At 41.7% G+C, this 24,622-nt stretch carries 29 protein-coding genes, 1 pseudogene and 1 other annotated feature; of the genes and pseudogenes, 7 read left to right on the top strand and 23 right to left on the bottom strand.

Translation table 11 applies throughout. The annotated features are described in order from the left end of the window. From ACVBD2_RS04090 to ACVBD2_RS04065, 6 genes are all read left to right on the top strand, one after another. The gene (locus ACVBD2_RS04090; RefSeq protein ID WP_268710293.1) at positions 1–459 is read left to right on the top strand and encodes a hypothetical protein; all 459 of its coding nucleotides are present in this window, start codon (positions 1–3) and stop codon (positions 457–459) included. A 98-nt stretch (positions 460–557) separates the two neighbouring features. Further along, positions 558–1,067: a hypothetical protein gene (locus ACVBD2_RS04085; protein ID WP_268710338.1), complete on the top strand. Its 510-nt coding sequence runs from the start codon at positions 558–560 to the stop codon at positions 1,065–1,067. 630 nt (positions 1,068–1,697) lie between these two features. Further along, the gene (locus ACVBD2_RS04080) at positions 1,698–2,117 is read left to right on the top strand and encodes a DUF1492 domain-containing protein (RefSeq protein ID WP_268710292.1); all 420 of its coding nucleotides are present in this window, start codon (positions 1,698–1,700) and stop codon (positions 2,115–2,117) included. 221 nt (positions 2,118–2,338) lie between these two features. Continuing rightward, positions 2,339–2,518, top strand: coding sequence for a type II toxin-antitoxin system HicA family toxin (locus tag ACVBD2_RS04075; protein ID WP_001132280.1), 180 nt, complete (start codon positions 2,339–2,341; stop codon positions 2,516–2,518). Positions 2,519–2,560: 42 nt separating this feature from the next. After that, positions 2,561–3,013 carry a type II toxin-antitoxin system HicB family antitoxin gene (locus ACVBD2_RS04070; RefSeq protein ID WP_261050117.1) on the top strand — a complete coding sequence of 151 codons (453 nt, stop codon included), beginning with the start codon at positions 2,561–2,563 and terminating at the stop codon, positions 3,011–3,013. 116 nt (positions 3,014–3,129) lie between these two features. After that, on the top strand, positions 3,130–3,339 hold the full coding sequence (locus ACVBD2_RS04065) for a BOW99_gp33 family protein (protein ID WP_268710291.1): 210 nt from the start codon (positions 3,130–3,132) through the stop codon (positions 3,337–3,339). A 577-nt stretch (positions 3,340–3,916) separates the two neighbouring features. On the opposite strand, the gene ACVBD2_RS04060 is transcribed toward ACVBD2_RS04065, so the two are convergent. The 12 genes and pseudogenes from ACVBD2_RS04060 to ACVBD2_RS04005 form a co-directional block, all read right to left on the bottom strand. After that, a complete protein-coding gene (locus ACVBD2_RS04060) occupies positions 3,917–4,843 on the bottom strand; it encodes an aldo/keto reductase (protein ID WP_461686183.1) in 927 nt (308 codons plus the stop codon). 94 nt (positions 4,844–4,937) lie between these two features. Beyond that, a pseudogene (locus tag ACVBD2_RS04055) lies at positions 4,938–5,090 on the bottom strand (DUF6287 domain-containing protein); the annotation flags it as partial. 113 nt (positions 5,091–5,203) lie between these two features. Beyond that, a complete protein-coding gene (locus tag ACVBD2_RS04050; RefSeq protein WP_461686182.1) occupies positions 5,204–7,213 on the bottom strand; it encodes a glucosaminidase domain-containing protein in 2,010 nt (669 codons plus the stop codon). A 131-nt stretch (positions 7,214–7,344) separates the two neighbouring features. Then, positions 7,345–8,331, bottom strand: coding sequence for a dihydroorotate dehydrogenase (locus tag ACVBD2_RS04045; protein ID WP_461686181.1), 987 nt, complete (start codon positions 8,329–8,331; stop codon positions 7,345–7,347). Continuing rightward, positions 8,294–9,094 (bottom strand): dihydroorotate dehydrogenase electron transfer subunit, encoded by an 801-nt coding sequence (locus tag ACVBD2_RS04040; RefSeq protein ID WP_001070073.1) that lies wholly within the window; start codon positions 9,092–9,094, stop codon positions 8,294–8,296. Before ACVBD2_RS04040 ends, ACVBD2_RS04045 begins: the two co-directional genes overlap by 38 nt. 247 nt (positions 9,095–9,341) lie before the next feature. Further along, positions 9,342–9,722: a lactoylglutathione lyase gene (gene gloA, locus ACVBD2_RS04035; RefSeq protein WP_000157143.1), complete on the bottom strand. Its 381-nt coding sequence runs from the start codon at positions 9,720–9,722 to the stop codon at positions 9,342–9,344. A gap of 58 nt (positions 9,723–9,780) precedes the next feature. Next, the gene (rplT, locus tag ACVBD2_RS04030) at positions 9,781–10,140 is read right to left on the bottom strand and encodes a 50S ribosomal protein L20 (protein ID WP_000124834.1); all 360 of its coding nucleotides are present in this window, start codon (positions 10,138–10,140) and stop codon (positions 9,781–9,783) included. A 51-nt stretch (positions 10,141–10,191) separates the two neighbouring features. Then, positions 10,192–10,392, bottom strand: a complete 201-nt coding sequence (gene rpmI / locus ACVBD2_RS04025) for a 50S ribosomal protein L35 (protein ID WP_001125942.1) — start codon at positions 10,390–10,392, stop codon at positions 10,192–10,194. A 32-nt stretch (positions 10,393–10,424) separates the two neighbouring features. After that, positions 10,425–10,955, bottom strand: coding sequence for a translation initiation factor IF-3 (gene infC / locus ACVBD2_RS04020; protein WP_461686180.1), 531 nt, complete (start codon positions 10,953–10,955; stop codon positions 10,425–10,427). A 15-nt stretch (positions 10,956–10,970) separates the two neighbouring features. After that, positions 10,971–11,102: a sequence feature (ribosomal protein L20 leader region), on the bottom strand. A gap of 72 nt (positions 11,103–11,174) precedes the next feature. Beyond that, positions 11,175–13,415: a DNA internalization-related competence protein ComEC/Rec2 gene (locus tag ACVBD2_RS04015; protein ID WP_461686179.1), complete on the bottom strand. Its 2,241-nt coding sequence runs from the start codon at positions 13,413–13,415 to the stop codon at positions 11,175–11,177. Beyond that, positions 13,399–14,049 (bottom strand): helix-hairpin-helix domain-containing protein, encoded by a 651-nt coding sequence (locus ACVBD2_RS04010; protein WP_461686178.1) that lies wholly within the window; start codon positions 14,047–14,049, stop codon positions 13,399–13,401. Before ACVBD2_RS04010 ends, ACVBD2_RS04015 begins: the two co-directional genes overlap by 17 nt. A gap of 66 nt (positions 14,050–14,115) precedes the next feature. Further along, complete coding sequence (locus ACVBD2_RS04005; RefSeq protein ID WP_461686177.1) at positions 14,116–14,685, bottom strand: GNAT family N-acetyltransferase; 570 nt, start codon at positions 14,683–14,685, stop codon at positions 14,116–14,118. Between the two features lie 176 nt (positions 14,686–14,861). Here ACVBD2_RS04005 and ald point away from each other — a divergent pair, with 176 nt between their 5' ends. After that, positions 14,862–15,974: an alanine dehydrogenase gene (gene ald / locus ACVBD2_RS04000; RefSeq protein WP_461686176.1), complete on the top strand. Its 1,113-nt coding sequence runs from the start codon at positions 14,862–14,864 to the stop codon at positions 15,972–15,974. A gap of 62 nt (positions 15,975–16,036) precedes the next feature. Here the strand turns inward: ald and ACVBD2_RS03995 are convergent, their stop codons facing one another. From ACVBD2_RS03995 to tmk, 11 genes are all read right to left on the bottom strand, one after another. After that, the gene (locus tag ACVBD2_RS03995; RefSeq protein ID WP_461686175.1) at positions 16,037–17,023 is read right to left on the bottom strand and encodes a PhoH family protein; all 987 of its coding nucleotides are present in this window, start codon (positions 17,021–17,023) and stop codon (positions 16,037–16,039) included. 80 nt (positions 17,024–17,103) lie between these two features. After that, positions 17,104–17,319: a YozE family protein gene (locus ACVBD2_RS03990; RefSeq protein WP_038805074.1), complete on the bottom strand. Its 216-nt coding sequence runs from the start codon at positions 17,317–17,319 to the stop codon at positions 17,104–17,106. Next, entirely contained in the window at positions 17,316–17,921 is a 606-nt protein-coding gene (locus ACVBD2_RS03985) for a GrpB family protein (RefSeq protein WP_009013489.1), read from the bottom strand. Before ACVBD2_RS03985 ends, ACVBD2_RS03990 begins: the two co-directional genes overlap by 4 nt. A gap of 11 nt (positions 17,922–17,932) precedes the next feature. Next, positions 17,933–18,787 carry an RNA-binding virulence regulatory protein CvfB gene (gene cvfB / locus ACVBD2_RS03980; protein WP_009730017.1) on the bottom strand — a complete coding sequence of 285 codons (855 nt, stop codon included), beginning with the start codon at positions 18,785–18,787 and terminating at the stop codon, positions 17,933–17,935. Between the two features lie 59 nt (positions 18,788–18,846). Then, the gene (gene frr / locus ACVBD2_RS03975; protein ID WP_001262235.1) at positions 18,847–19,404 is read right to left on the bottom strand and encodes a ribosome recycling factor; all 558 of its coding nucleotides are present in this window, start codon (positions 19,402–19,404) and stop codon (positions 18,847–18,849) included. Positions 19,405–19,411: 7 nt separating this feature from the next. After that, positions 19,412–20,149 carry a UMP kinase gene (gene pyrH, locus ACVBD2_RS03970; protein ID WP_000002996.1) on the bottom strand — a complete coding sequence of 246 codons (738 nt, stop codon included), beginning with the start codon at positions 20,147–20,149 and terminating at the stop codon, positions 19,412–19,414. 83 nt (positions 20,150–20,232) lie between these two features. Then, positions 20,233–21,567, bottom strand: coding sequence for a methylenetetrahydrofolate--tRNA-(uracil(54)-C(5))-methyltransferase (FADH(2)-oxidizing) TrmFO (gene trmFO / locus ACVBD2_RS03965; RefSeq protein WP_461686174.1), 1,335 nt, complete (start codon positions 21,565–21,567; stop codon positions 20,233–20,235). Between the two features lie 186 nt (positions 21,568–21,753). Continuing rightward, entirely contained in the window at positions 21,754–22,632 is an 879-nt protein-coding gene (gene rsmI, locus ACVBD2_RS03960; protein ID WP_235096469.1) for a 16S rRNA (cytidine(1402)-2'-O)-methyltransferase, read from the bottom strand. Positions 22,633–22,634: 2 nt separating this feature from the next. Continuing rightward, complete coding sequence (gene yabA, locus ACVBD2_RS03955; RefSeq protein WP_000358229.1) at positions 22,635–22,952, bottom strand: DNA replication initiation control protein YabA; 318 nt, start codon at positions 22,950–22,952, stop codon at positions 22,635–22,637. 36 nt (positions 22,953–22,988) lie between these two features. Next, the gene (locus ACVBD2_RS03950) at positions 22,989–23,879 is read right to left on the bottom strand and encodes a DNA polymerase III subunit delta' (protein ID WP_461686173.1); all 891 of its coding nucleotides are present in this window, start codon (positions 23,877–23,879) and stop codon (positions 22,989–22,991) included. Further along, positions 23,876–24,514: a dTMP kinase gene (gene tmk / locus ACVBD2_RS03945; protein WP_461686172.1), complete on the bottom strand. Its 639-nt coding sequence runs from the start codon at positions 24,512–24,514 to the stop codon at positions 23,876–23,878. Before tmk ends, ACVBD2_RS03950 begins: the two co-directional genes overlap by 4 nt. Positions 24,515–24,622 lie beyond the last annotated feature (108 nt).

Raw genomic sequence — 24,622 nt, 5'->3', positions numbered from 1 at the left:
ATGACAGAACCAGCATACTTTGAACAGGCAGATCAGGAACTGGAGGAACTCAACCGTAAGCGTGACGATTTTATGGCGGATGTAACACCAGTGTGTCTTGAAGATACGCCTGAATTGATTGAACTAGGTGAGAAGCTCCGGGCAGAAGACACCAGCATAAACGCCTATGAGTTATACAGACACCCTGAAGCGCGTGCAAAGTTATTCGCCCAAATCGCGGAAGCCTGCTTCTTGCTGATTGCAGATAGTTCACCAGTACCAGTGCAGCCAACACAAGCACAGCGGATCCATTTTTGCGAGTACCTAGAAGGGCAGTTCCAGAATATCATTAAAAAGTTGATTGCAAGCACAGACAAGCAAGCTCTGGAGTCTTTACTTGAAGCCCTGCAACTGCCCAAAGAAAAACAAGCTCAGTTTATCCGTAATGTGGTAGTAAGCGGCTTACTCAGTGAAGAATAGCAGCAAAGGGGCATTGCCTCTTTTTGTGGTTTCATTGCTACTAAACCCAATCAATTTGGGTTTTTCTATATAGGGAGATTTTTGAACGAATGGAAGTTATAAAATCAATAACCATAGAGACATTTATAAAGCCAATGAAAAGCAAGAATATCAGTCACGGTATAGCTGAGTTGGAGGGTAGAAAACTAGAAATAGACCTAGATAATCTGTATATCACCTTTGAACGTGATCATTTTGATTTAGCAAGAATACCAGGAACTAAGGGAGGAAATCGCTACTTCTTTCTCTGTCCTGTTTGTGGTAATCGATGCAGAAAACTCTATAAGAGACTTTTGCTATATAGTTGTGGATCATGCCAGAAAATACACAAGTCAACACTGAACCGAAGTAAGACAGATTGCCAATACTATTGGGAGCTTGCGCTTAGGGAAGCTAGAAAGGTAGAACCAGGTTGGAGTCCCAAACGTGGCGGATATATGTTTGACAGTTTTCCTGAAAGACCAAAGTATATGAAACGGAAACGATATTACAAGCATTATCAAAAGTTTGTTAACTACACCAGAAAAGGGGATAGCTTTTGGTTGAATGGATTGAGTTCTCTAAGGTAATTTTTAGTAGGGTGCAATTTACAAAACAAACAAATACTACATATTAGACGGTTTAAATGTCAAAAAAAGCTAGATATATCAAGGATTTAAGTAAGTAGAGCGTTCCAAAAAAGAGTGCGATAAAGGGAGCGCGTGTTTTGATAAAAAAATTATTCGTTTAGGAAAAGGAAACAGGAAATACTTAGGTTTTGGTAAGATGACGAGGTTTTCCGAGGGTTAGAAAAGGTGAGATTGTGGCAAAAAAGATATGCTTAAAATACAAGGGTACATGTACTTAAACTCCGAGCGAACGCCGAGAAAATAGCTCTTGAACAGAGAACGAACAGAGAAGATTACATAGCTTGAAGCTAGAGCGAAGCCTGAGAAAGTGGGGTATATCCCCCTATCATTGCAGAATGGTAGGCAGATAAGCAAAGAAATAACTTGCCTTAATTGCTTGCAGAATAACAAGGGAATAAGGGAAATAAAAACGTCCCTTAATTGCCTATCAAACCATAAGGAGATACGGAAGCTATCCCTTACCTACGAACTTGAAGCTAGAGCGAACATAGAGAAAATGCAAAAAAGCCAAGGCACTCCGCCTCAGCTATAATCTCAATAATATTATTATATCACACAGGAGGCCAAGGCATGACACCAGAGCAGGTAAAAGAAAAACTAGAGGGCGTTAAGTGGATCAATAAAGAAATAGAGGGCTTATATTTAGAGCTTGCAGCTTTAGAAAGTGGTATTATCAAAAAGCAAGAACTGAGCACTACCAGAGTACAAACAAGCAGGGTAAATACGGCAGAGAATAACCTTATAAGCGTTCTAAAACTAAAAGAGGACACTTTACAGAGAATTGAGCGACTTACTGAGGAGAGAATGGAAATATCTAGGTTGATCGATAAGCTGGCCAATCCGCTTGAGCGTTCTGTTCTCAGGCTGTTCTACTTGAATGTTCTCGATGATTGGCAGGTTGCTGACGAAATAGGTGTATCTACAGCCTCGGTATATCGAGTAAGGCAAAAAGCCATAGAACACTTAGTGGGTGTAGTAAATGCAGATTGATTTAACCTTACTACAGGAACTAGTGCGTATAGGGAGCCCTAGACTTCATATTTGCCCCTATTTCGCTTTGTTTTGGGGCAGATGACTAAAACACAACGGACAACTAGAAGCCCTTAGAAACGATTCTAGGGGCTTTTGTAACGCGACAGAATAATGAGTAAAACCTCTTTACAATACGTGTAATACGTGTTATAATAATACTGTCAGGAGGTAAAAGCGCTATGCCTATGACACAAAAAGAGATGGTCAAACTCCTTACGGCTCATGGTTGGATAAAAACCAAAGGCGGTAAAGGCTCCCATGTTAAAATGGAGAAGGAAGGGGAAAGACCTATCACAGTCCCTCATGGTGAACTTAATAAGTACACTGAAAGAGGGATAAGAAAGCAAGCAGGACTGTAATAAAGGCAGTCCCCCGCTTGTCTTTGATTTTGGAGGTAAACTATGCTTGTCACTTATCCAGCTTTATTTTATTATGACGATACAGACGGAGCTAACGCCCCTTACTTTGTAACTTTCCCAGATTTTGAACATTCAGCAACTCAAGGGGAGGATATGGCAGACGCTATGGCAATGGCCAGCGATTGGCTCGGTATTAACCTAGCTGATTATATCGAGAATGGGCGAGAAATTCCTACCCCTACTCCTATTAACGCTTTATCTTTGGCTTCTAACAACCCTTTCCAGGATGATGAGGACATAGATCTAGTCTATGATCCTAGTAAATCTTTTATCTCTATGGTTATGGTTGACGTTGCAGAATATCTAGGCAGTCAAGAGCCTGTTAAAAAAACCCTAACCATTCCACGTTGGGCGGATACATTAGGGCGTGACCTAGGGTTGAACTTCTCACAGACCCTAACAGACGCTATTGCTGATAAAAAAATCCATGCTTAATAATTAACTATGATATAATTGACTTATAAACAGAGCTTTTCCATCTCCCCTTGAAACAGTTCGTTCTGCGGTAGGAGGTGGGACGGTTCTGTTTTTACCATAAAGGAGTATTTAACATGACAAAAGTTAAAGAAAAATGGAACCCAACAATATCCCATATTGTCCCTAAAGGTACCAAACTAGCAGACGGAACAATATTAGACAAAGAAACAACCTTAACACAAGAAGAATTTACTAAAAATCCCCCTGTTATTCCAGCAGGACACCCTTATTATAATCTTTTAGCTAGAATAAGCAGAGAGGAAATAGAAAAGGAAGAGCTATAGCACAAAGAAATAGTAAAATATAATAGTTTTGCGCGTGATGTTCGCTTAAAAATGACTTGTTAAGGTCAACAAAATTGATAACCACGCGCTTTTATCTATCTCACCTTTTCGATAGATAAAACAACCAATGCGCGTGATAAGCATGGTATAATATATTCACAGCTGGAGACTTGCACAGTCTAGCCGATTAGGGAGAGTTAGACCGAGATGTCACACACTCCCTTTTTTTGGTATAATAAACCTATCAGATAAGCAAAAACAACTAAAAAAGCGTAGCTGATGACTACGCTAGTTCTTGCCTGCTGAACTCGTAAATTATTGACCTATTTTAGGTCTTTTTTTACTCCCCTTTTTGTGGACTTTGGGAGAATATTAAAGGTCATTTGTGACTATGTTTTTTCAAAAAGTCCACAAAAATAAAGCCTATAAACTCCTATTTGAAGCCATTCCTAGACGCTTTTCAGGATTTCTTCAAATGTCATGACTTTCTCCTTTAATGTTACATTCTTAATTTAATTATAACAAAAAACCGCTTGACACTGCTTTTTGACTGTAATTTATTCAAATCTGCTTCTACCTACGGCAAATCATTCCCTGCAGCAAGATAAATTTCATACCATTCTTTTCTTGTTAAGCTAAAGTTTGCCGCTTGGCTAACTTCTCTCAAATGCTTAGGATTTGTTGTACCTACGACTGCCTGCATTTTAGCTGGATAACGCAATATCCAAGAAATTGCAATAGTTGAAGGAGTTACTCCATAATTAAAAGCTAAACGATCAAGTACTTGATTCAAAGCTTGAAATTTCTCATTTCCAACAAAATTCCCTTTAAAATACCCGAATTGTAAGACAGACCATGCTTGAATGACCACATCGTGTAATTTGCAATATTCAAAAATGCTGCCATCTCGCATAGTTGCTTGACTATCTTCCATATTAACATGAAAACCTGATTCGAATCCTGGAGTAAAAGCCGCACTCAATTGTAGCTGATTAACAGCTAACGGCTGCTTGACATTTTTTTTAAGCAACTCCATCATCATAGGATTTTGATTAGAAACTCCAAAATCTCGAACTTTACCTTGTTTATAAAGGAGATTAAAGGCTTCTGCTACTTGGTCAGCTTCCATCAAAGCATCTGGTCGATGAAGAAGCAAGCTATCTAGATGTTCAATCTTCAATCTTTGCAAAATACCGTCTACTGATTTTATGATATAGTCCTTAGAAAAATCAAAATAGGTAAATTCTTCAATGCGAATTCCACATTTTGACTGAATCCACATCTCTTCTCTTAAATCTGGACGATTTTTTAGGACAAGACCTAACAGTTCTTCACAACGACCACGACCATATATATCAGCTAAGTCGAAGGCATTGATTCCAACAGAAAGAGCTGTTTCTACAAGCTCTTCAACTTCTTTTACAGACTTATCTTTTATTCTCATCATTCCGAGAACAATTTCTGATAATTCTTTGTCATCTTGACCAAAAGTTATGTATCTCATCAAATTTTTCTCCTTTAATTTCTACCGTTCTTCCCTTCATTATAACAAAAAAAACCGCTTTAAACGGCTTTTTGATTGTGATTCTCCTATTATTCTACGGGATATCACTTGACTCTACTTTATAGTAATAAAAATCTTCATCATAATTTCCAGCTGATTGAGTAATAATTAAGCGTGGCCGTGAGCTATCTGATTGATCACCCATTGGATTTTTAAAACCTATTTTAAACAATCCAATAGCAGCACTCCTATGACTACTTTGTAAACTAACATAGCATAGCACTTCCACACTAGTTTGTAAAGCATAATAGTTAAAAAAACGATAGCCACTTTTCAGTAGTTACCGCTGATTTCTTTTGATTAGTCTTTCCCACCAAGTTTGCTATTAATAGTCATCATGATACTGGCAATTTTCTCTCCCCAGTATGGGTCAGAAGCATAGCGTACATTCATACCAGTTGCTTTGTTTCCAAGGTGGTCTCTGCCATAGTCAATGTAATTTTCACGAATCCACTTAGCTGCACCGAGAATCCCCTTGTCCACATCATCAAATTTTTTGGCCGAGGTATATGGGCTCGAATCATAAGCTGCAATTCCAAAGAAGTTATTCTTATCCTTGGCAATCTGGCTCCGTCCCCAAGCACTCTCAAGTGCACTATGAGCCATTAAGTAAAGAGCATTCACACCATATCGTTCCTCAGCTTCCTTAAAAATAGCACCCTTACCAGCGAGACGACTATCCATAATATTCATCAAAGAATAAACTTTATCCAATTCGGCTGCGCTGTAATTACTTGGTTTAGTCAAATTTCTAAAGAGGAAAGGATTTTCAATGGTAAAGCCATCAAAATGAATTCCATCAGTTGAATAATATTTCTTACCAATAGTCATAGCTGAGCTATGTGGCGCAACACGGAGACTTACATAAGGTGATAACTCATGGTAAAAATACTTGCCATCACTTGTATAATGAGGGACAAATTCACTATCTTTATCAATAGCTGCTAAATCACTTTTATTCATGAAGCCTGATAAACCAGAAATATTGACTGGTATTTGACTATCTTTTTTAGATTGGACATCTCCAAGTGAGACGATAGTTCCTTTGGATACATAACTCAATCTTTCACCAGAAGCGCTATAAACATAAGCAGTAATTGGTTTCACTTTGTAATATTTTGCCTCTGAGATCCACTTCCCATTATTCTGGAAGGAATACTCTTTACCTTTGATCGTAAAAGTACCCGTTACATATCGACCATCATCTTTTAGATAGTACCAAGCATCGTAATCTTTGTCAAAAATCCATTCATTTTTGGCCATATAGCCACCTGATTTAAGGTAGTATGAACCAATCCATTCACGTGAAGCGTAGGTCCCACCTGACTTCAAGTAAAACCAGCTATTGTAGGATTTATCAAAAATCCACTCTTTTTCCGCCATAGCGCCACTATCTTTCAGATAATAGTCACTTTTCCACTGGCTACTTGCCATCACACCATCGCTATTAAAATAGTACCATGTTTCTTTGATTTTCTCCCATTTGTTGCGAGAAATTTTTCCTGAAGCTGTGGCATAGTACCACTTATCAGATATTTTCACCCAATCATTTTCTGCCATGGCACCACTACCTTGGAAGAGATAGTCATTATAGATGGCGCGACTAAGCATGACACCATCCTTATCAAAGTAATACCAGACGCCCTCAATCTTTTCCCATTTATTGCGAGAAATCTTGCCTGAAGCTGTTGCATAGTACCACTTGTCAGATATTTTCACCCAATCATTTTCTGCCATGGCACCACTACCTTGGAAGAGATAGTCATTATAGATGGTGCGACTAAGCATGATTCCATTTTTATCAAAATAGTACCAGCTGCCTTCAATCTTTTCCCACTTATTGCGAGAAATCTTGCCTGAAGCTGTGGCATAGTACCACTTGTCAGATATTTTCACCCAAGCGTTTTCTGCCATTGCGCCATTACCTTGGATAAGGTAACCATCAATTATAGTATTACTGAGCATAATGCCATTTTTATCAAAGTAATACCAAGTACCACTAATTTTTTTCCAGTTTACGACAGGCTGGTTATTTTCATAAAAACGCCATTTTCCTTGTTCTTTCTGCCAACCTTCCTTGATAACTTCCTCCTTTTTTTCCTTTTTGGAAGGATTTTCCTCTTTTACAGCTGGCTCTTTCTTCGCCTCGACTTTAGGAACTTCTTTCTTGGGAGCAGCCTCCTCTTTTTTCTCGACTACATCTGAGGTCTGAGTTTTTTTCGTAACCTGAGATTCTTCAGCGTATACAGTTGTCTTTGCAAATCCTGCCATAGAAAGAACGACAGTACTTGCAAGTAGTATCTTCTTCATTTTATTCTCCTCAGTAGAAAACGATCTACACTATTACTATTTTATAAAACCTATTGTAACATAGCTGACTAACGGAAATATTACAAATTGATGAAGATTCTATTTCTTGTTGACGATAAGGAAGACCTAACTTATCTCAGACTGACTTTGACTTCCTTGCGAAGATTTTCTAGACTGCTAATGCCATATTTGTCCATTACTTTTGGTAGATGTTCGATAATATCAGGACAGGCGTAAGGATTGGTAAAGTTGGCTGTTCCAACTCCGATGGCAGAGGCACCAGCCAGATACATTTCTAGCGCAGCTTCAGCCGAATCCACTCCCCCCATCCCTATGATGGGAAGTTCTGTTGTTTGGGCGACTTGGCGGATGAGTTTGAGGGCTACTGGAAAGACTGCTGGGCCTGACATCCCACCCGTTCCATTGGCTAGGATTGGTTTTCTGGTTTTGAGGTCAAATCGCATACCGACAAGGGTATTGATCATGGTTAAGCCACTTGCTCCTGCATCTTCTGCGACTTTGGCGACGGTGACAATATCCGTCACGCTAGGGGTTAACTTAACATAAACTGGCACATCAGAGGCTTCCACAGCCGCTTTTACCACTTCATAAGCTAGATCAGGATCTTGCCCAATCAAAAGTCCATGATTGCCGTGATCCACATTCGGACAAGAGATATTGAGCTCGATAGCTTTTACATTTGCCGCCTTGGAAATTCCCTGAGAAACGGCAGCGTACTCTTGTTTTGAAAATCCTGCAACATTTGCGATGATAGGAAGTGTCGGGTATTCTCTTTCCAGCCAAGGAAGTTTTTCAGCCAAAACAGCTTCTAAACCAGGATTTTGCAAACCGATTGCATTGAGCATACCAGCAGGCGTCTCTGCCACCCTGGGAGTTAGATTACCAAAACGGGGTTCAAGGGTTGTTGCCTTGATCATAATAGAACCTAAAAGGTCTAAATCATAGTACTTGGCATACTCTTGTCCAAAACCAAAACAGCCTGATGCTGGTATGATAGGATTTTTCAAGTCCAAGCCCGGTAGAGAGACTTGTAAACGATTTGTAGTCATGACTTTCTCCTTATAATACAACTGTTCCTGTACGGAAAACAGGGCCATCTTCACAGACGCGTTGGCTGACCGTCTCACTTTCTGGCACTTTTAGAACACAGGCATAGCAGGCCCCCATCCCACAAGCCATACGAGATTCAAGAGATAGATAGGCTCTTGGGTGCTCATAAAATCTTTGATTGATGTACTTCATCATTCCTGGAGCTCCACATGAGTAGACGGCGTCAAACTGATTTTCTAATTCATTGATGACGACTGCGACATTTCCCTTGATACCATAAGAACCATCATCTGTCGTTACAAAGACCCGACCATATTGGGCCAATTCCTTTTCGAGAATAACAGCATCCTTGTTAGCAAAACCGAGAACTGTTACTACTTTCACCCCTCGCGCATGCAATTCCTTGGCTACCTCAAGCAAGGGTGGAACACCAATTCCCCCACCAACGAGGAGAACTTGGCTCTGGTCGTCCAGATCAGACAAGTCAAAACCATTCCCCTGAGGACCCATCACATCAAGAGTGTCTCCCTGACTTAAGGTTGAGAAAATAGCAGTCCCAGCTCCCTCAATCCGATAAATGAGGTGACACTGCTTGTTTGCTTTGTCAATAGACGAAATTGAAATAGGGCGGCGTAAGAGATGGGCATCATCAGGTACACGCAGATGAAGAAATTGGCCGGCTCGCATGGCTTCAACCATCTCCCCTTCTAGGACTAACTCAAAGATTGCTGGCGCAATTTCCTCTTGTGCGACCACCTTCATGGTTTCCAAACGAATGGCACCCAAACGCTTCTTACATGTGGGATTCATGACTTTTCCTCCTTAAATTTAAGGGGACCAGATAAAGAAAAGACCTTGCAATTGCAAGGCCTCAGTTAGGATAGAACAGAACTCATGCGCACACTTAAAAAGTCCCCACAGAGAGTCCCTCTATTCCTTTTATCTGACACCTTGTGAGTCTCTCTGGACTCCCCTTAAAGGTTAAATTTGTATTAGTATACTCTTTAGATGAAAAAAAGTCAAGTAAAAAACGAACATTCTACTTGACTTCACTGGATTATTTTTCACGAATGACTTCGACCTTGTAGCCGTCAGGATCCTTGACAAAGTAATAGTTTGGTGGGGTTCCTGGTAGACCTTTTGGCTCTGTAACCTCATAGCCTTTAGCGCTATGTTCTTGATGAAGTGCCTCAAGGTCAGGTGTGCTGAGAGCGATATGGGCAAAACCATCTCCTACCACGTAAGGGCCGTGATCATAGTTATAGGTCAACTCTAACTCGTAGTCATCACCCTCAAGTCCTAGATAGACAATTGTGAAAGCATAATCTGGGAAGTCCTTGCGACGCAATTCTTTAAAACCAAAAGCGTCTTGATAAAAGGCGATTGATTTTTCAAGGTTTTCTACTCGCAAGCAAGTGTGTAGCATTTTTGAAGCCATAGCTTTCTCCTTTATTTCTAAAAAGACTGGGACAATCCTGTTCCAGTCTTATCAATTATTATTTACCAAGTTTTGCTTTAGCTGCATCTGCAAGAGCTGTGAAAGCTGCTGCATCGTTAACAGCCAAGTCAGCAAGCATTTTACGGTTAACTTCGATTTCAGCCAATTTCAAACCATGCATCAATTGTGAGTATGAAAGTCCGTTCATACGAGCTGCCGCATTGATACGAGTGATCCACAATTTACGGAAGTCACGTTTCTTTTGACGACGGTCACGGTATGCATAGTAGTAAGAGTTCATTACTTGTTCTTTTGCAGTACGGAACAAGATGTGTTTAGCTCCATAGTAACCTTTTGCTAGTTTAAGAATACGTTTACGACGTTTGCGTGATACAACGCCACCTTTAACACGTGCCATGTTTTATTTCCTCCAAATATTTCCTAGAATTGTTTACTTACTGTTAGGCTATTATTTCAAGCGAGTAAGCATTGCTTTGATACGTTTGAAATCTCCTGAATGCACCATAGATGCTTTACGAAGATGACGACGTTGTTTCTTAGTTTTTCCGTGGAAACGGTGAGAAGTGTAAGCACGGAAACGTTTAAGTCCACCAGAACCTGTACGTTTGAAACGTTTAGCTGATGCGCGGTGTGTTTTTTGTTTTGGCATGATTTTTTCTCCTTTATTTAACTTTCTGACAATTATTTTTTGTCAGTTGCTGGCGCCAACTGCATGAACATTTGGCGTCCATCCATCTTAGCTCGTTGTTCGATGATCGCAATATCTTGTGTTGCTTCAGCAAACTCGGCTAAAACTTTTGCACCAATTTCTTTATGGGTGATCATACGCCCTTTAAAGCGAATGGATACCTTAACTTTGTTCCCTTTTTCAAGGAATTTGCGAGCATTGCGAAGTTTCGTTTCGAAATCACCCTTATCGATAACTGGGCTCAAACGAACTTCTTTCACGGTCACAACGCTTTGTTTTTTGCGTTGCTCTTTTTGTTTCTTCTGGTACTCAAATTTGAACTTACCGTAGTCCATAATTTTAGCAACAGGCGGTTTTGCTTGGGGTTGAATCAATACTAAGTCAACATTTGCACCATCAGCCAATGCTTGCGCTTCGCTGAGTGGCTTGATGCCTAGCTGTTCTCCCTCAAGACCGATCAAGCGAACTTCACGTACACGAATTTCATCATTGATGAATAAGTCTTGCTTTGCTATGGTTTTCACCTCTTTTTTATTATTAGAGAAAAACAAGAGCGGGCTCGTAATGATACAAGCCCGCACGTTATGATAGCGTTTCTTAGAAACTTTTCATCCGTAGGGCCAGGCAACTTGATGTCACAAGGCGAGAAGCTCTCACTTCTGCTTTTCTCAACTTTTATATGATACCAAGTTTTCTATTCCTTGTCAAGATAAAAAGTCAATTTTTCGAAAAGTTTGTCTATTTTATCGAACCGTTTCAATTCGCCAACTATTCCATCCCTTAAACCGTATAGCTCCTTGCTGGTCAGTTCGGTAAATCTTACTCTTGATGGTCTCTAGTCGAGTCAAGGTTTCCTGATGGGGGAGTTTCGTACGATTGTTCTTTCCAACTGAGATGAGAGAAATCTCTGGGTTGAGTTTTTCTAGAAAAGCTGGATTTGATGAGGTTTTAGAACCATGTTGACCGACTTTCAAGACATCCACCTCTAAATCAGGATATTGCTTTAGAAAATCCTTCTCTCCCTTCTCTTTCAAATTTCCGGTGAAAAGAAAGTTCTTATCTAGGAGTTTCCCATAAAGAACCAGAGAATCATCACGATCCCCATCTCCAATCTTCCTTGGAGATAGGACTTCTAAAGAACCGCCAAAAATCGGTAAATTCTCCCCTGCTGCCACACTGCGCACCTCGGTTTGGCTTGCTTCTAATTCTGCCACAAAATCCTTCTGTGTCAAACTTCCTTTTGATACTAAAATCTCCACAACATGGAAAGCCTTGGTCACCTCCAGCAAATCGCCAACATGTTCCTTGTCTGTGTTGGTCAAAATCAACTGGTCAATCTTGGCTACCCCACGACTTTTTAGATAGGGAATCAAGGTTCGCTGGGCATTGCTGGTCGTCGCCTTTTCTTGCCATTTTTCGATTTTCTTATCAGACCCTGCCTTGCCTCCCACGTCTATGAGAATGGTTTTACCTGTTACATCCCGTAGGAAAATACTTTCCCCTTGCCCTACATCCAGCATGGTAATTTCATTTTCCAGTGGATACTTGGTCAAGAAAAAGAGCCCCACAATAAAGAGACTGAACCCTGCTAGTCTTTTGATGTTTTTTCTCATGTCATATACCAAGGCTAATGAAACTAAGAGAAGAATCAAAAGCCATGCATTGGGTTGACCAAAGACCAGAGGCCTGCTTGCCAGCTGCGATACCAAGCGAATAATGTCCTCCAACCACTCAAAGACAAAGTTAAACTGAGTGACTGGGTAAACAAAAGACAGAATGAATAAGATGGACAAAAGCGGTAAGAATACCAAGTCAAACAGAAAAGAAAAGACAAAGGTCAAAAGGATAGACCAAGGCTGAAATTCTGCAAAATAGAAGGATAGAGTGGGCAATATTCCCAAGGAAATGACTAGACTTTCTCTGGCAACAGCCTTGAGTCCCTCCCCTTCTTTGCTGGTCATGGTCAAGATAAAAGCATAAGCGCAGGATAAGACCCCTCCTGCAGTTAGGAAAAAGTTGGGCATGATGATAAAGAGGACAAGGACTGTTAAGGCAAAATTGTCCAAGCCCTTAACACCATGTTGAGCCAGTAACTTTTGTAAGAGACTGCGAATGACCGAAGCTGAAAATCCTGTCAGGCCTGCATAGATAAGGGAAAAGGGATAGGTCAGCCACTTCAACTTTTCTTGGGTCAAGCCCAATCGCAAGAGGAGTTTCTTAAAGGCATCCATAAAGAAGCCCACCTGCATGCCTGATAAGGCAAAGAGATGGATAATTCCTAGACTGGAATAGAGTTCATTCATCTCCTCAAAGTCCGTGTCCAAATATCCCAGCAAGAGCCCCGTCATATAATTGCTCATAGGGTCTGGAAAGTACATCTTGATCCAAACTACAGCCTTTCGACGTAAACTGGACAGATTTTCTCCTATATCCCAACTGCTAACTTTTTTAAGTGACTGGATACTCTTGATAGTCAGTGTCTGGTAAATCCCCTGGGTCTTTAGATAGGCTTGGTAGTTAAATCCACCAAAATTCCTCTGACCTTCTGGCTCTGAAAGCTTCCCTTCTAATTCCAAGTCATGAAGGTCTGTCAAGGCTTGAAATTGCTCTTTCTCCTCCTCGGACTGGAGTTTATAGTAAACTTGGAAGGTACGGCCGTCAGCCTTACCCCGAAAGGACAGACTATCACCATTGACCTTGATGGTATCAGGCAAGATCTTCACCTTTTCAACATAACCGACTAAATTTTGACTAGCTTGTGTCTGTTGCCAAGTTTGAAACAGAAACCAAAATCCAAAAACTCCACAAATCGCTAGAACTTTTCCAGCCGATTTCCAAGGAAATTGGAAAAAGAGACAGACAAGCAAAAAAACAAAACCTAGCAGTGCGAGATAGGACGATGCGAAAATGGCATAGTAAAGCCAGAGCAACAGAAAGCTCAGATAGATTAGAGGAATAGGGAAGTTTTTAATCCACTGTAACATAGTCTTTTAACTTTTCTATGGTCTTTGCGCCAATTCCAGAAACCTTATTGAGCTCATCTACTGACTTGAATTTGCCATTTGCCTCACGATGATCGATAATATCCTGAGCTCGTTTTCCTCCCAAACCTTTGACCTGCTTGAGTTCTTCTAAACTGGCTTTATTGAGGTTGACCCTCTTTTCTTTACTTGTCGAAGGAGTCGTTCCAGAGGCAGCCTGCTGACTAACTGCTTCTTCTCCCTTAGTTGGAACATAGACCAGAGCCTCGTCACTGACTTTCTGAGCTAGATTGAGCGACTTGCTATCTGCCTCCTCTGTCAAGCCACCTGCCTTCTGAACGGCATCGTGAACTCGACTGCCAAGAGGCAAGTCATAAATCCCTGGCGATTTGACAGCACCTTTGACATCTACTGTGATTAGATCTTGTTCAGGAGACTCTTCCTTTTCTTCCTTCTTGACTTCCTTTTCAGACGATGAATCCTTTGAAACGGCCGCAACTTCAGCCTGCAAATTTGTTTCTTTCACAGGTGTTTGTGAAGTTGGCTTTAGTAGGAAAAATCCGCCCAAGGCCAAACCTAAAACAGCACAGATGGCAATGATTTTATACTCTTTGATTTTCTCGATAATGACTTCCATATTTTCTCCTCTCTTAAGTTATTCGTAAGAGAAAGAAAAAACAGTCAAAAATTTCTTTTCAACTGCTTATTTATTGGCAAAATACTCTTCCTTGGTCAAGACATAATGAACTCTTGTGACAATTCTCCCTAGTTCTTTATTATCCATTCTGGCATAGGGTTCTTCATGTGAAAAACGCATACCTGATTTCTCCATGACCTTTCCTGATGCGGGATTGTCTTTATCGTGAAGGGCAGTCAACTTGTTCATTCCAATCTTCTCAAAAGCCAGCTCAATCACGGCACGATTGGCTTCTGTCGTCAATCCTTGATTCCAATATTTTTTATTGATAATGTAGCCAATGGCTGCCTTCTTAAGAACAGTATCGATCTTGTGCAAATCAATGGTTCCGATAAACTGACCAGTGCTTTTTAGTTCGATTCCCCACCGTCCCAAGGGATTAGCCAAGTAAAACAGAGCGATGTTGTTCTTGGTTTCTTCTAGGCTTTGATTTGTTGGAAAAGTGTAGCGTGTATTTTCTCTATCTGAGGCATACTCAAACATAGCTTTCGCATCATCTAAGGTTACAGGTCGGAGCAATAAACGTTCCGTTTCTATAGATGGATACTGGGCAAATTTCACAAATATTGATTCCATACTTTTTCCTCCATTAGAGCTCGATTCTCACTAGTCTAGCATAAATAAATTTGGATGACAAGTTTTTCTTGATTTTTGAAGCGGTTTCATATACAATAAAACCATCACATTTTTCATTTATGAACTGGAATGTGACAACTAAAACAATACCGTCAATTGAAAGGTAGGTTATCTCTATGTTAATCGGAATTCCAAAAGAAATTAAGAACAATGAAAACCGTGTTGCCCTCACACCTGCTGGTGTTTATAGCTTAGTTAGCCGTGGTCACCGCGTCCTCATCGAAACAAATGCTGGTCTTGGTTCAGGCTTTACTGATGCTGACTATCAAAAGCAAGGTGCTGAGATTGTCGCTACTGCTGCTGAAGCTTGGGCAGCTGAGTTAGTCGTGAAAGTAAAAGAACCACTAGCTTCTGAATATGGCTATTTGCGAGATGATCTTCTCCTCTTCACTTACTTGCACATGGCTGCTGCTCCAGAGTTAGCAGATGCCATGCTAGCAGCAAAAACAACAGGAATTGCCTATGAGACTGTCCGTGACTCCCTAGGTCACCTACCACTCCTCGTTCCAATGAGTGAGGTTGCCGGTCGTATGGCAGTTCAAATCGGTGCTCACTTCCTTACCAAACAAGCTGGCGGCTCTGGTGTCCTACTTGGTGGTGTACCGGGTGTTCCAAAAGGAAAAGTAACCATCATCGGTGGCGGTGTCGTTGGTACACATGCTGCCCGCATCGCCTTGGGACTCGGTGCTCAAGTGACTATTTTAGATATCAGTGCTAAACGTCTCTCGGTTCTAGAAGAAGTCTTTGGAAACCAAATTCAAACTCTTATGTCTAATTCATTCAACATCGAAGCAAGTGTGAAAGATGCTGATGTGGTGATTGGAGCGGTTCTCATCCCTGGTGCCAAGGCACCAAAACTGGTGACAGATGAGATGGTCAAACAAATGCGTCCAGGATCTGTCATCGTTGACGTTGCTGTTGACCAAGGTGGTGTTATCGAAACAGCTGACCGTGTGACCACGCATGATGAACCCGTCTATGAAAAACATGGTGTTCTCCACTATGCCGTTGCCAATATCCCTGGTGCGGTTGCCCGTACTTCGACCATTGCCCTGACCAATGTCACCCTTCCTTACATCGAAGCCTTAGCAGGAAAAGGTTTTAAGAAGGCAATCACTGAAGACCAAGGTTTGCGCGAAGGAGTTACAACTTATCAAGGTTACTTGACTAGTCTTCCGGTTGCCCAGGGGCTAGATAAGGATTACACTTCGATTGATGAACTTGTCTAAAGACATTAACTAGTTAACATAAATACAAGAAAGAGCAGTCTCATCTCAACTGCTCTTTTTTGCTATTCTGTTTCTTGTCCCTTTTCTTCAACCTTAACTGGAGCTGGTTCATAGGCTCGGATAATTTGAGCGACAACTGGATGGCGAACCACATCCTTGGCTGAAAAATGAACAAAGTCAATTTGGTGAATGTTCTTGAGCTTTTCTTGGGCATCAATCAAACCGGACTTGACATTTCGCGGCAGGTCAATCTGACTGATATCTCCATTGACAATCATCTTCGAATTAAAACCTAAACGCGTCAGGAACATCTTCATCTGCATGATGGTCGTATTTTGCGCCTCATCTAGAATGACAAAGGCATCGTCCAAGGTCCTCCCACGCATGTAGGCAAGGGGCGCGATTTCAATAATCTCACGTTCCATGAGACGAGTCGTTTGGTCTTTGCCAAGAATCTGATACAGGGCATCATAAACAGGTCGAAGGTAAGGATCGACCTTCTCCTTGAGATCTCCCGGAAGAAATCCTAGACTCTCTCCCGCTTCCACTGCTGGTCGAGTCAGGATAATCCGCTTTACTTGCCCGCGTTTAAGGGCAGTTACTGCCAAGGTCACTGCAAGAAAGGTCTTCCCTGTCCCTGCTGGCCCAATTCCAAAGGTCACATCATGCTGTTTGACACTGTCTACATAAAGCTTTTGACCCAAGGTTTTGACACGGATCGGTTTCCCAGTATTGTCCTTGATGATTTCTTCTTCATAAAGGGCGACAAACTTGTCGATTTCATCGTTTTTGACCATGCTAATCGCAGTCACCACATCTGGTGTGCCAACCGTCATTCCTCGATTAACCAAAACCATCAAGGCTTGGATAACCTGACGAGCTTCCTCACAGGCAGTCTCTTCTCCCAAAACCTGGACAATCTCCGTACGGGCATGAATCACCACATCGAGCTCTTCTTCCATCAAACGAAGATGGCGCTCATTGGAACCAAAAAGATGAAACAGGTCATCTGGATGACTCAGTTGAATGTCTATTGAATGTTCCTTCAAATAAAGAACCTCTCTAATCCTTTTATTTCTTTTTATTATAGCAAAGAGAACAATAAAATACTAGCCTCATCTCATTGTCTCTAATGTTCTAAGTATTCTTGCCAGATGGCGTCAAAGTCTCCTAGGTTAAAAGAGAAGCTGGCATGCTCCTCCAAAAAGCGACTCACCTCATCAAAATCATCCGTGTGTTTTGGGAAGGCTGACTCTTCAAAAGCGAGGTCTGCCAAGGTGGCTTTGGGGCTATTACTTTTAGGATTGCGCTCGGTCATGAGCCAAGTGTAAAATGATTTTCTCAATTCTTTCTCCTATCAAGAGTTTTTTGATGACACTTTTCTGATTCTTGAAAATTACTGGACTTAGCCTCTGAAACGTAGTGGTTTATAAAATCTGTTTTAGCATCTGTATAGGCGTCTCGATTGTGTTCAAATTTTTTCCACAAACTTAGTTTTAATTCCTGATACGCTTGGGCGATATCAGGATGCTGGCAGAGATAATCTCTAAAATAAATCTCGTCATGATCTCCCGTCATTCGCAAATGTAAATGAAAAACTTTCTCAGCAAATCCCTGATCTGTATATCCTTTATTTAGCGAAATCCTGTTAGGACTCTCTGACATCACTAGCCAACCATTCTTCACCAATAAATCCCTAACTCTTGCTAAATCCGCTATTTTACCTACTTCTAGCAGAATATCAACGATATTTTTGGCCCAAATATTAGGGATAGCAGTGCTACCGATATGTTCTATTCTTTTAATAACATTTGCACCCAATATTTTTTTCAGATTTGCTTTTTCCGATTCATACCAGTCTTTCCACTCTGACTTGTGCTCTACTAGAAAAATAGGAAAAAGTTGCCAGAGTTCCTCTAAACTCATTTCTTCAAGTTTCTTTATCATGTCTATAAGACCTAAATCAACTCTGTACCAAACTGGTCTTGCTTGATTTTGCCAGCCTTCATCAAGCCACCGAGTGCTTTCTTGAACTGACCTTTAGAAATGCCAAAGGTTGCCTTGATGTCCTCAGGAGATGACTTATCATTTAAGGTCATGAAACCGCCATTGCTTTCCAAGTAGGTCAAAATCATCTGAGCATCATTTTCCAACATTTCAAAGGAACGTGGTTTGAGGGATAGGTTCAAGGTACGGTCCACTTCACGGAAACCAATGACACGCGCATCTAACACTTGCCCCAAACGTGGCTCTGCGTAGCGCTCACTTGGGTGAATGAAACCAAGCATGTTATTCTCTGGTAGGTATACAAAAGTTCCTGATAGCTTGAGGCGGTAAACAATGGCTGGCCAGTTTTGGTTCTGCATGTTGTTGTAGGCAGGACGAGCCAGACGTTGGAAGTCTTCTTGATAAGCCAAGAGTCCCCAGATTCGGTCTTTCTTGTCCACTTCAAGACGGATGTAGAGTTTATCCCCCTTCTTAGGCCAGAGTTCCTTGAGCTCAGGGAGGATATCAAGTGACACAACGATTTCCTTATCAGGTAGACCGGTATCGACAAAGACACCCAAGTCCTTTCGAACTTCTGTTACGGTTCCCCAACCAAATTGGTCCTGAGTCGCAGTAACTTCTTGAGTGGTCAAGCGGAGTTTTTGCTTCATATCCGTGTAGGCAAAACCTTTGACCGTATCCCCTACTGTATGTTGACCTTCTTCCTTAGCAAGAGCATAGGTCTGACCATCCTTTTGCACAAAGTAAAAACGGTCATTTTCATCGATGATGAGTCCAACGATAAAACTTGCAAGATTTGTATTCATATTTCCTTCTTTCGAATAAAACTCAGCCAGCAATGCCAACTGAGTTTTTCTGTTTATTTTTAGACTTCCAAGATTTCTTTTTCTTTATTGGCAGTCATGTCGTCGATGTGTTTCACAGCGTCGTCTGTTACTTTTTGAATATCTTTTTCAAGAGTCTTCAATTCGTCTTCAGTAATTTCTTTTGCTTTTTCTTGCTTTTTAGCTTCGTCCATAGCGTCGCGACGGATATTGCGGACAGCCACTTTAGCATTCTCACCGACCTTCTTCACTTCTTTGGCAAGGTCACGACGAGTCTCTTCTGTAAGAGCAGGGATAACCAAGCGGATCACAGAACCGTCATTAGCTGGTGTGATACCAAGGTCAGAAGCGTTCAAGGCACGTTCGATGTCTTTCAATGAAGACTTGTCAAATGGTGTTACCAACAAGACACGCGCTTCTGGAATGGTAATTGAAGCGATTTGGTTAAGAGGAGTTTCGACTCCGTAGTATTCTACGTGGATACGGTCTAGCAAGCTTGCGTTGGCACGACCGGCACGGATACCACCAAATTCACGAGCAAGTGATTGGTGAGACTGGGTCATTCTCTCTTTAGCTTTTTCTACAATTGCATTAGCCATAATTTTCTTATTCCTTTTCTTCGATATTGTTTGAAACTGTTGTTCCGATATTTTCACCAAATACGACACGTTTGATGTTGCCTGGTTGGTTCATATTGAAGACAACCAAGTCAATGTCGTTGTCCATAGAGAGGGTTGAAGCAGTTGAGTCCATGATACGAAGACCTTTATTGATAACATCACGGTGGGTCAATTCTTCAAACTTAACGGCAGTTTTGTCTTTCTTAGGATCGGCATTGTAAACACCGTCTACGCCATTTTTAGCCATAAGGATGGCATCCGCTTCGATTTCAGCTGCACGAAGGGCTGCTGTTGTATCTGTTGAGAAGTAAGGTGAACCAATACCAGCACCAAAGATAACGATACGACCCTTTTCAAGGTGGCGAAGGGCACGTCCACGTACATAAGGTTCTGCCACTTGTTGCATCGCAATGGCAGTTTGCACACGCGTATCGACACCAACTTGTTGCAATGAATCTGCCATCACAAGAGCATTCATCACGGTCCCAAGCATTCCAGTGTAATCAGCCTGAACGCGGTCCATTCCTGCTTCTGCAGCAGGTTCTCCGCGCCAGAGATTTCCTCCACCAATAACAAGGGCAATTTCGATACCTAAGCTATGAACTTCTTGAATCTCTTTTGCGATTGTTTGAACTGTTTGGATATCAATCCCTACGCCACGTTCACCGGCAAGGGCTTCACCTGATAACTTGATTAAAATACGTTTATACTTGGGGTTCGCCATTTTTACTCTCCTTTTTTTATCCTACCTATTTTATCACAATTTCTAAGATTTTTATAGTATCATGAGCAATTCTTTGAAAAAAATTAGACCGTTAAAAATTCCTCTAAGTCGGTAAGAGCACGCTCTGCAATTTTTTCATAACGAGCCTTCTTATCACGGATACGCTCGCCTTCCAATTCCTTGATAATCCCGAAATTGACGTTCATTGGTTGGAAATGTTTGCTATCAGCGTGAGTGATGTAATGAGCCAGACTTCCAATCGCTGTGGTCTCTGGGAAGATAGCTTCACTTTCACCCTTAAAGAGACGAGCTGCGTTAATACCTGCAACCAAGCCTGAAGCTGCTGACTCAACATAGCCTTCTACACCCGTCATTTGACCAGCAAAGAAGAGGTTTGGTTGTTTCTTAGAACGGTAAGTCTGTTCAAGAAGATTTGGTGAATCCATATAAGAATTGCGATGCATGACCCCATAACGGACAAACTCAGCATTTTCAAGACCTGGAATCATTTGGAAGACACGCTTTTGTTCTCCCCATTTGAGGTGGGTTTGGAAACCAACGATATTGTAGAGGCTACCAGCCGCATTATCCTGACGAAGCTGGACAACAGCATACGGTGTTTTGAACTCCCCGTCACGAGGGCCTGTATAATCGTCTGGATACTCCAAACCGACTGGCTTCATCGGACCATAAAGCATGGTTTTAATGCCACGCTTAGCCATGACTTCGATAGGCATACAACCTTCAAAGTACTTTTCTTTTTCAAACGAATTGAGCGGGGCTTCTTCCGCATTGATCAATGCTTCATGGAAATCCATAAATTCTTGCTTGGTCATAGGGGCATTGAGGTAGGCTGCTTCTCCCTTGTCATAACGAGACTTGAGATAGACCTTGCTCATATCGATGGTATTGACATCGATAATCGGCGCCGCCGCATCGTAGAAATAGAAACCATCACCGTCATTAAGGGCATGAATCTTTTCAGCTAGGACATCGCTGGTTAAAGGACCAGTAGCGACAACTGTAATAACATCAGTCGGCAATTCTGTAATTTCATCACGAACCACTTCAATCAAGGGGTGATTAGCCACCTTTTCAGTCACCATTTGAGAGAAACCATCACGGTCCACCGCAAGGGCTCCACCAGCAGGAACACGTGTAGCTTCAGCAGATTCCAAGATAACAGAACCCAAGCGACGCATTTCTTCCTTGAGAAGCCCAACTGCATTGGTCAAAGCATCCCCACGTAAGGAATTGGAACAAACCAATTCAGCAAAATTGTCTGTTTTGTGCTGAGGTGTTGACTTGACCCCACGCATTTCATAAAGTTTAACTGGAATACCGCGTTCTGCGATTTGGTAAGCTGCTTCAGAACCTGCCAAACCAGCACCGATAACATTGATATAAGATTGAGACACGACACTAATACCTCTTTGGGAGTGTGAAGATAAGATTCACATTGAAAAAGTTCCCCGAACTTTCTTCGCTTTCGAATTTCTTGGCTCAGGTTGAAAAAGTCCCTCGGACTTTTTCACTCCCACAAATCTTTCTAAATTTTCTTCTACTAGTATAACAAAAAAAGGGAAGAAGGCAAACTTCCCTGTTTAGTCATTTTCTTGATTTTCTTCCCAGTCGTGGTAGGCAGCGTAAAGCTGGCTTTTATTCCACTGGTAAATCTTCGCTACTTCCTTGATAGCTTGATTTTTCTTCATGCCTTCTTGGATACGAGATTGGATTTCTGAAAACAAGTCCTCCTCGTCCTTTTCCTCCACATCCTGACTGGCACCTTCGACGATGAGAAGGCATTCGCCCTTGAGTGGCGTTTCAGCAATACTTTCTACTAGCTCTGAAATCTTTCCACGTTGGTATTCTTCATAAATCTTGGTCAATTCTCTAACCAAGACAACCGAGCGGTCACCGTAGACTTCTAGAATGTTTTCCAATGTATCCGCTACACGATGGGGCGATTCATAGAAAATCTGAGTTTCAGGATAGTCTTTTTTGGCTTGAAAAAAATGCTTTTGCTGGCCTGATTTTCTCGGTAAGAAACCGTAAAAGATATGTGGTTGTGGTGCTAGGCCGCTGGCAATCAAGGCAGAAATCCCTGCGCTGGCACCTGGAACTGTGACAACTGCAATCTCTTCCTCGATGGCTGCCTTGACCAAATCATGCCCAGGATCCGAAATACTAGGCAGACCCGCATCAGAGACCTGAGCAATACTTTGTCCCGCCTTCAGAAAATCAATCAAATCAGGAATTTTTTCCTTGGCATTGTGCTCATGAAAACTAATCTGCTTGGTCGAAATGTCAAAATGCTTGAGCAAAAGCCCTGTATTGCGCGTGTCCTCAGCAGCAATCCAATCCACCTCTTTCAAGGTCTGGATGGCACGAAAAGTCATATCATCTAGATTGCCAATCGGTGTTGCTACTAGGTAAAGCTTGCCATAGGGAGACTGCCCCTTAAAACTTTTTTGAATCTGCATGCCTACTCCCTGTACAACAACTCGTCACAGAACATACATTCCTCGTCCTGTTCTCGGCGTTGGCCGTAAAAATCATTACATACGTGAAAACCATCTTTATAGATCCGACGGACGCTTTCACGAACATGCTTGGCCTTAACGGGTGTATCTGCTTCCACCTCGCCCAAGCGTTCTCGCAACTTACTATTTTCCAAGCGAAGAGCTGTATTTTCCTCTACCAGGCTCTTGAGATTTTTCTTGATGGCTTCCACATCGGCCAAGGTCACCAGTAATTGTTGGGAAAAATCGTCTAGCGCGTCAAATAATTCTTTTTTGTCCATAAACCAGCCCTTTCCTTTCTTAATCCTTCTTTGAGTTTATATTTCTTTCAAGACCAGATATTCCATGGCGTTTTGAAAGCTGACATTGGCTTGCCACATTTTTCTAGCTTCTAGCAAATCTTGCAGAACCACTCTTATTCTTGCTTGGAGAAGATCCTGTCCACATAGCACTTCGAGGATTCGCAAAACCTGATCCTGTTTTTCCTTGTCATCTGCCAAGTTGGCTAATTTAGCAACTTGAAGATAACTTTCTTTTTTCTTAGCTAATAACCAAGTCAGCAAGCGTTCACTCTCATCCACCAAGGTCCAAAAACTTGCCTGATTTGCCAACTTTTCAGCTTCAGCTCGTGATTGACAAAACTGGGCTAAGAAAGTTGCTTTTTTCTTGACCAGACCTGCTTGTTCTAATTGATGGATGAGTTTTTCTTCTTGCTTTTTAAAGTGGAAAATCTGTGTCCGACTACGGATAGTCGGTAATATCTTTTCCTCATCGCTGGTCAAGAAGAAAATGTAAACTTCACTCTGAGGTTCTTCGATGACCTTGAGCAGAGAATTAGCCGCGTTGGGATGCATTTTCTCCGCCTGCTCGATAATAAAAACCTGTTGCTGACTTTCAATCCCTGCTTGGGAAAACTGACCCACCAATTCCCGAATCCGTTCTGTCTTGATGACCTGATTGACTGGCTTGATTAAAGTAACATCGGGAAATTCTTCCTGCTCAATCAGCTTGCAGTTTCGGCATTTCTCACATGGTAGAACGCCTACTTTATCCGTACAAAAGAGGCTCTTAGCCAAAAACTGTGCCATTTCCAAGCTTCCAAAGAAACCTGAAAAGAGATAGGCGTGATTGAGCTGGTCTTGTTCTAGGATACGGACAAAGCGGTCAAACTGGTCTGGCTGCCAAGCCTTTAGTTGATCTTGTTTCATTTAGCCAAGCCCATTCTATCAAACAAGACAGCCTTGGTTGTTTCCACAACTTGGTCCAAAGGAAGACTCGCATCAATCTTGACCATGCGATTTCCTTCTTTTTCCAGAAGAGAAAGGTAACCTTGACGAACTTTCTTGTGCAAGTCTAAGCCTTCCAAGTCCAAACGATTGACCTCGCGGTCACTATTGGCAGCAATGCGAGCCAGCCCCTCTTCCACCTCAATATCAAAATAGAGGGTCAAATCGGGTTTTAGGCCATCTGTCGCAAACTGATTGAGCCAATCAATGGCATCAATATCCAAGCCACGACCAAATCCCTGATAAGCAACAGAACTATCGATGAAGCGGTCCATAATGACCAACTTGCCAGCTTCAAGTGCTGGAAGAACTTTTTCCACCAAGTGCTGTCTACGACTGGCGATATAGAGAAGGAGTTCTGTTTTAGGATCCATCTGAGTATGACTTGGATCCAAAATCACTTGACGAATTTTCTCCCCAATCAAGACTCCGCCAGGTTCACGGGTCGTCAGCACCTCTACTCCTTTTTCCTCTAAAATTGGGAGCAGAGCCTCTAAAACACTGGTCTTTCCTGCTCCCTCTGGTCCCTCAAGAGAGACTAAAAATCCTTTTGACATGTCTAACTCATTTCTTTTTTACTACTTCTATTCTATCAAAAAATAGGGAATTGTGACAAACTTTTTGTGTCTTCTCCATTCAATCGACCATAAAAGAGGCTGGGAGTC

Source organism: Streptococcus sp. KHUD_018 (assembly GCF_054861215.1).
This window is presented reverse-complemented; position numbering and strand designations above follow the sequence as displayed.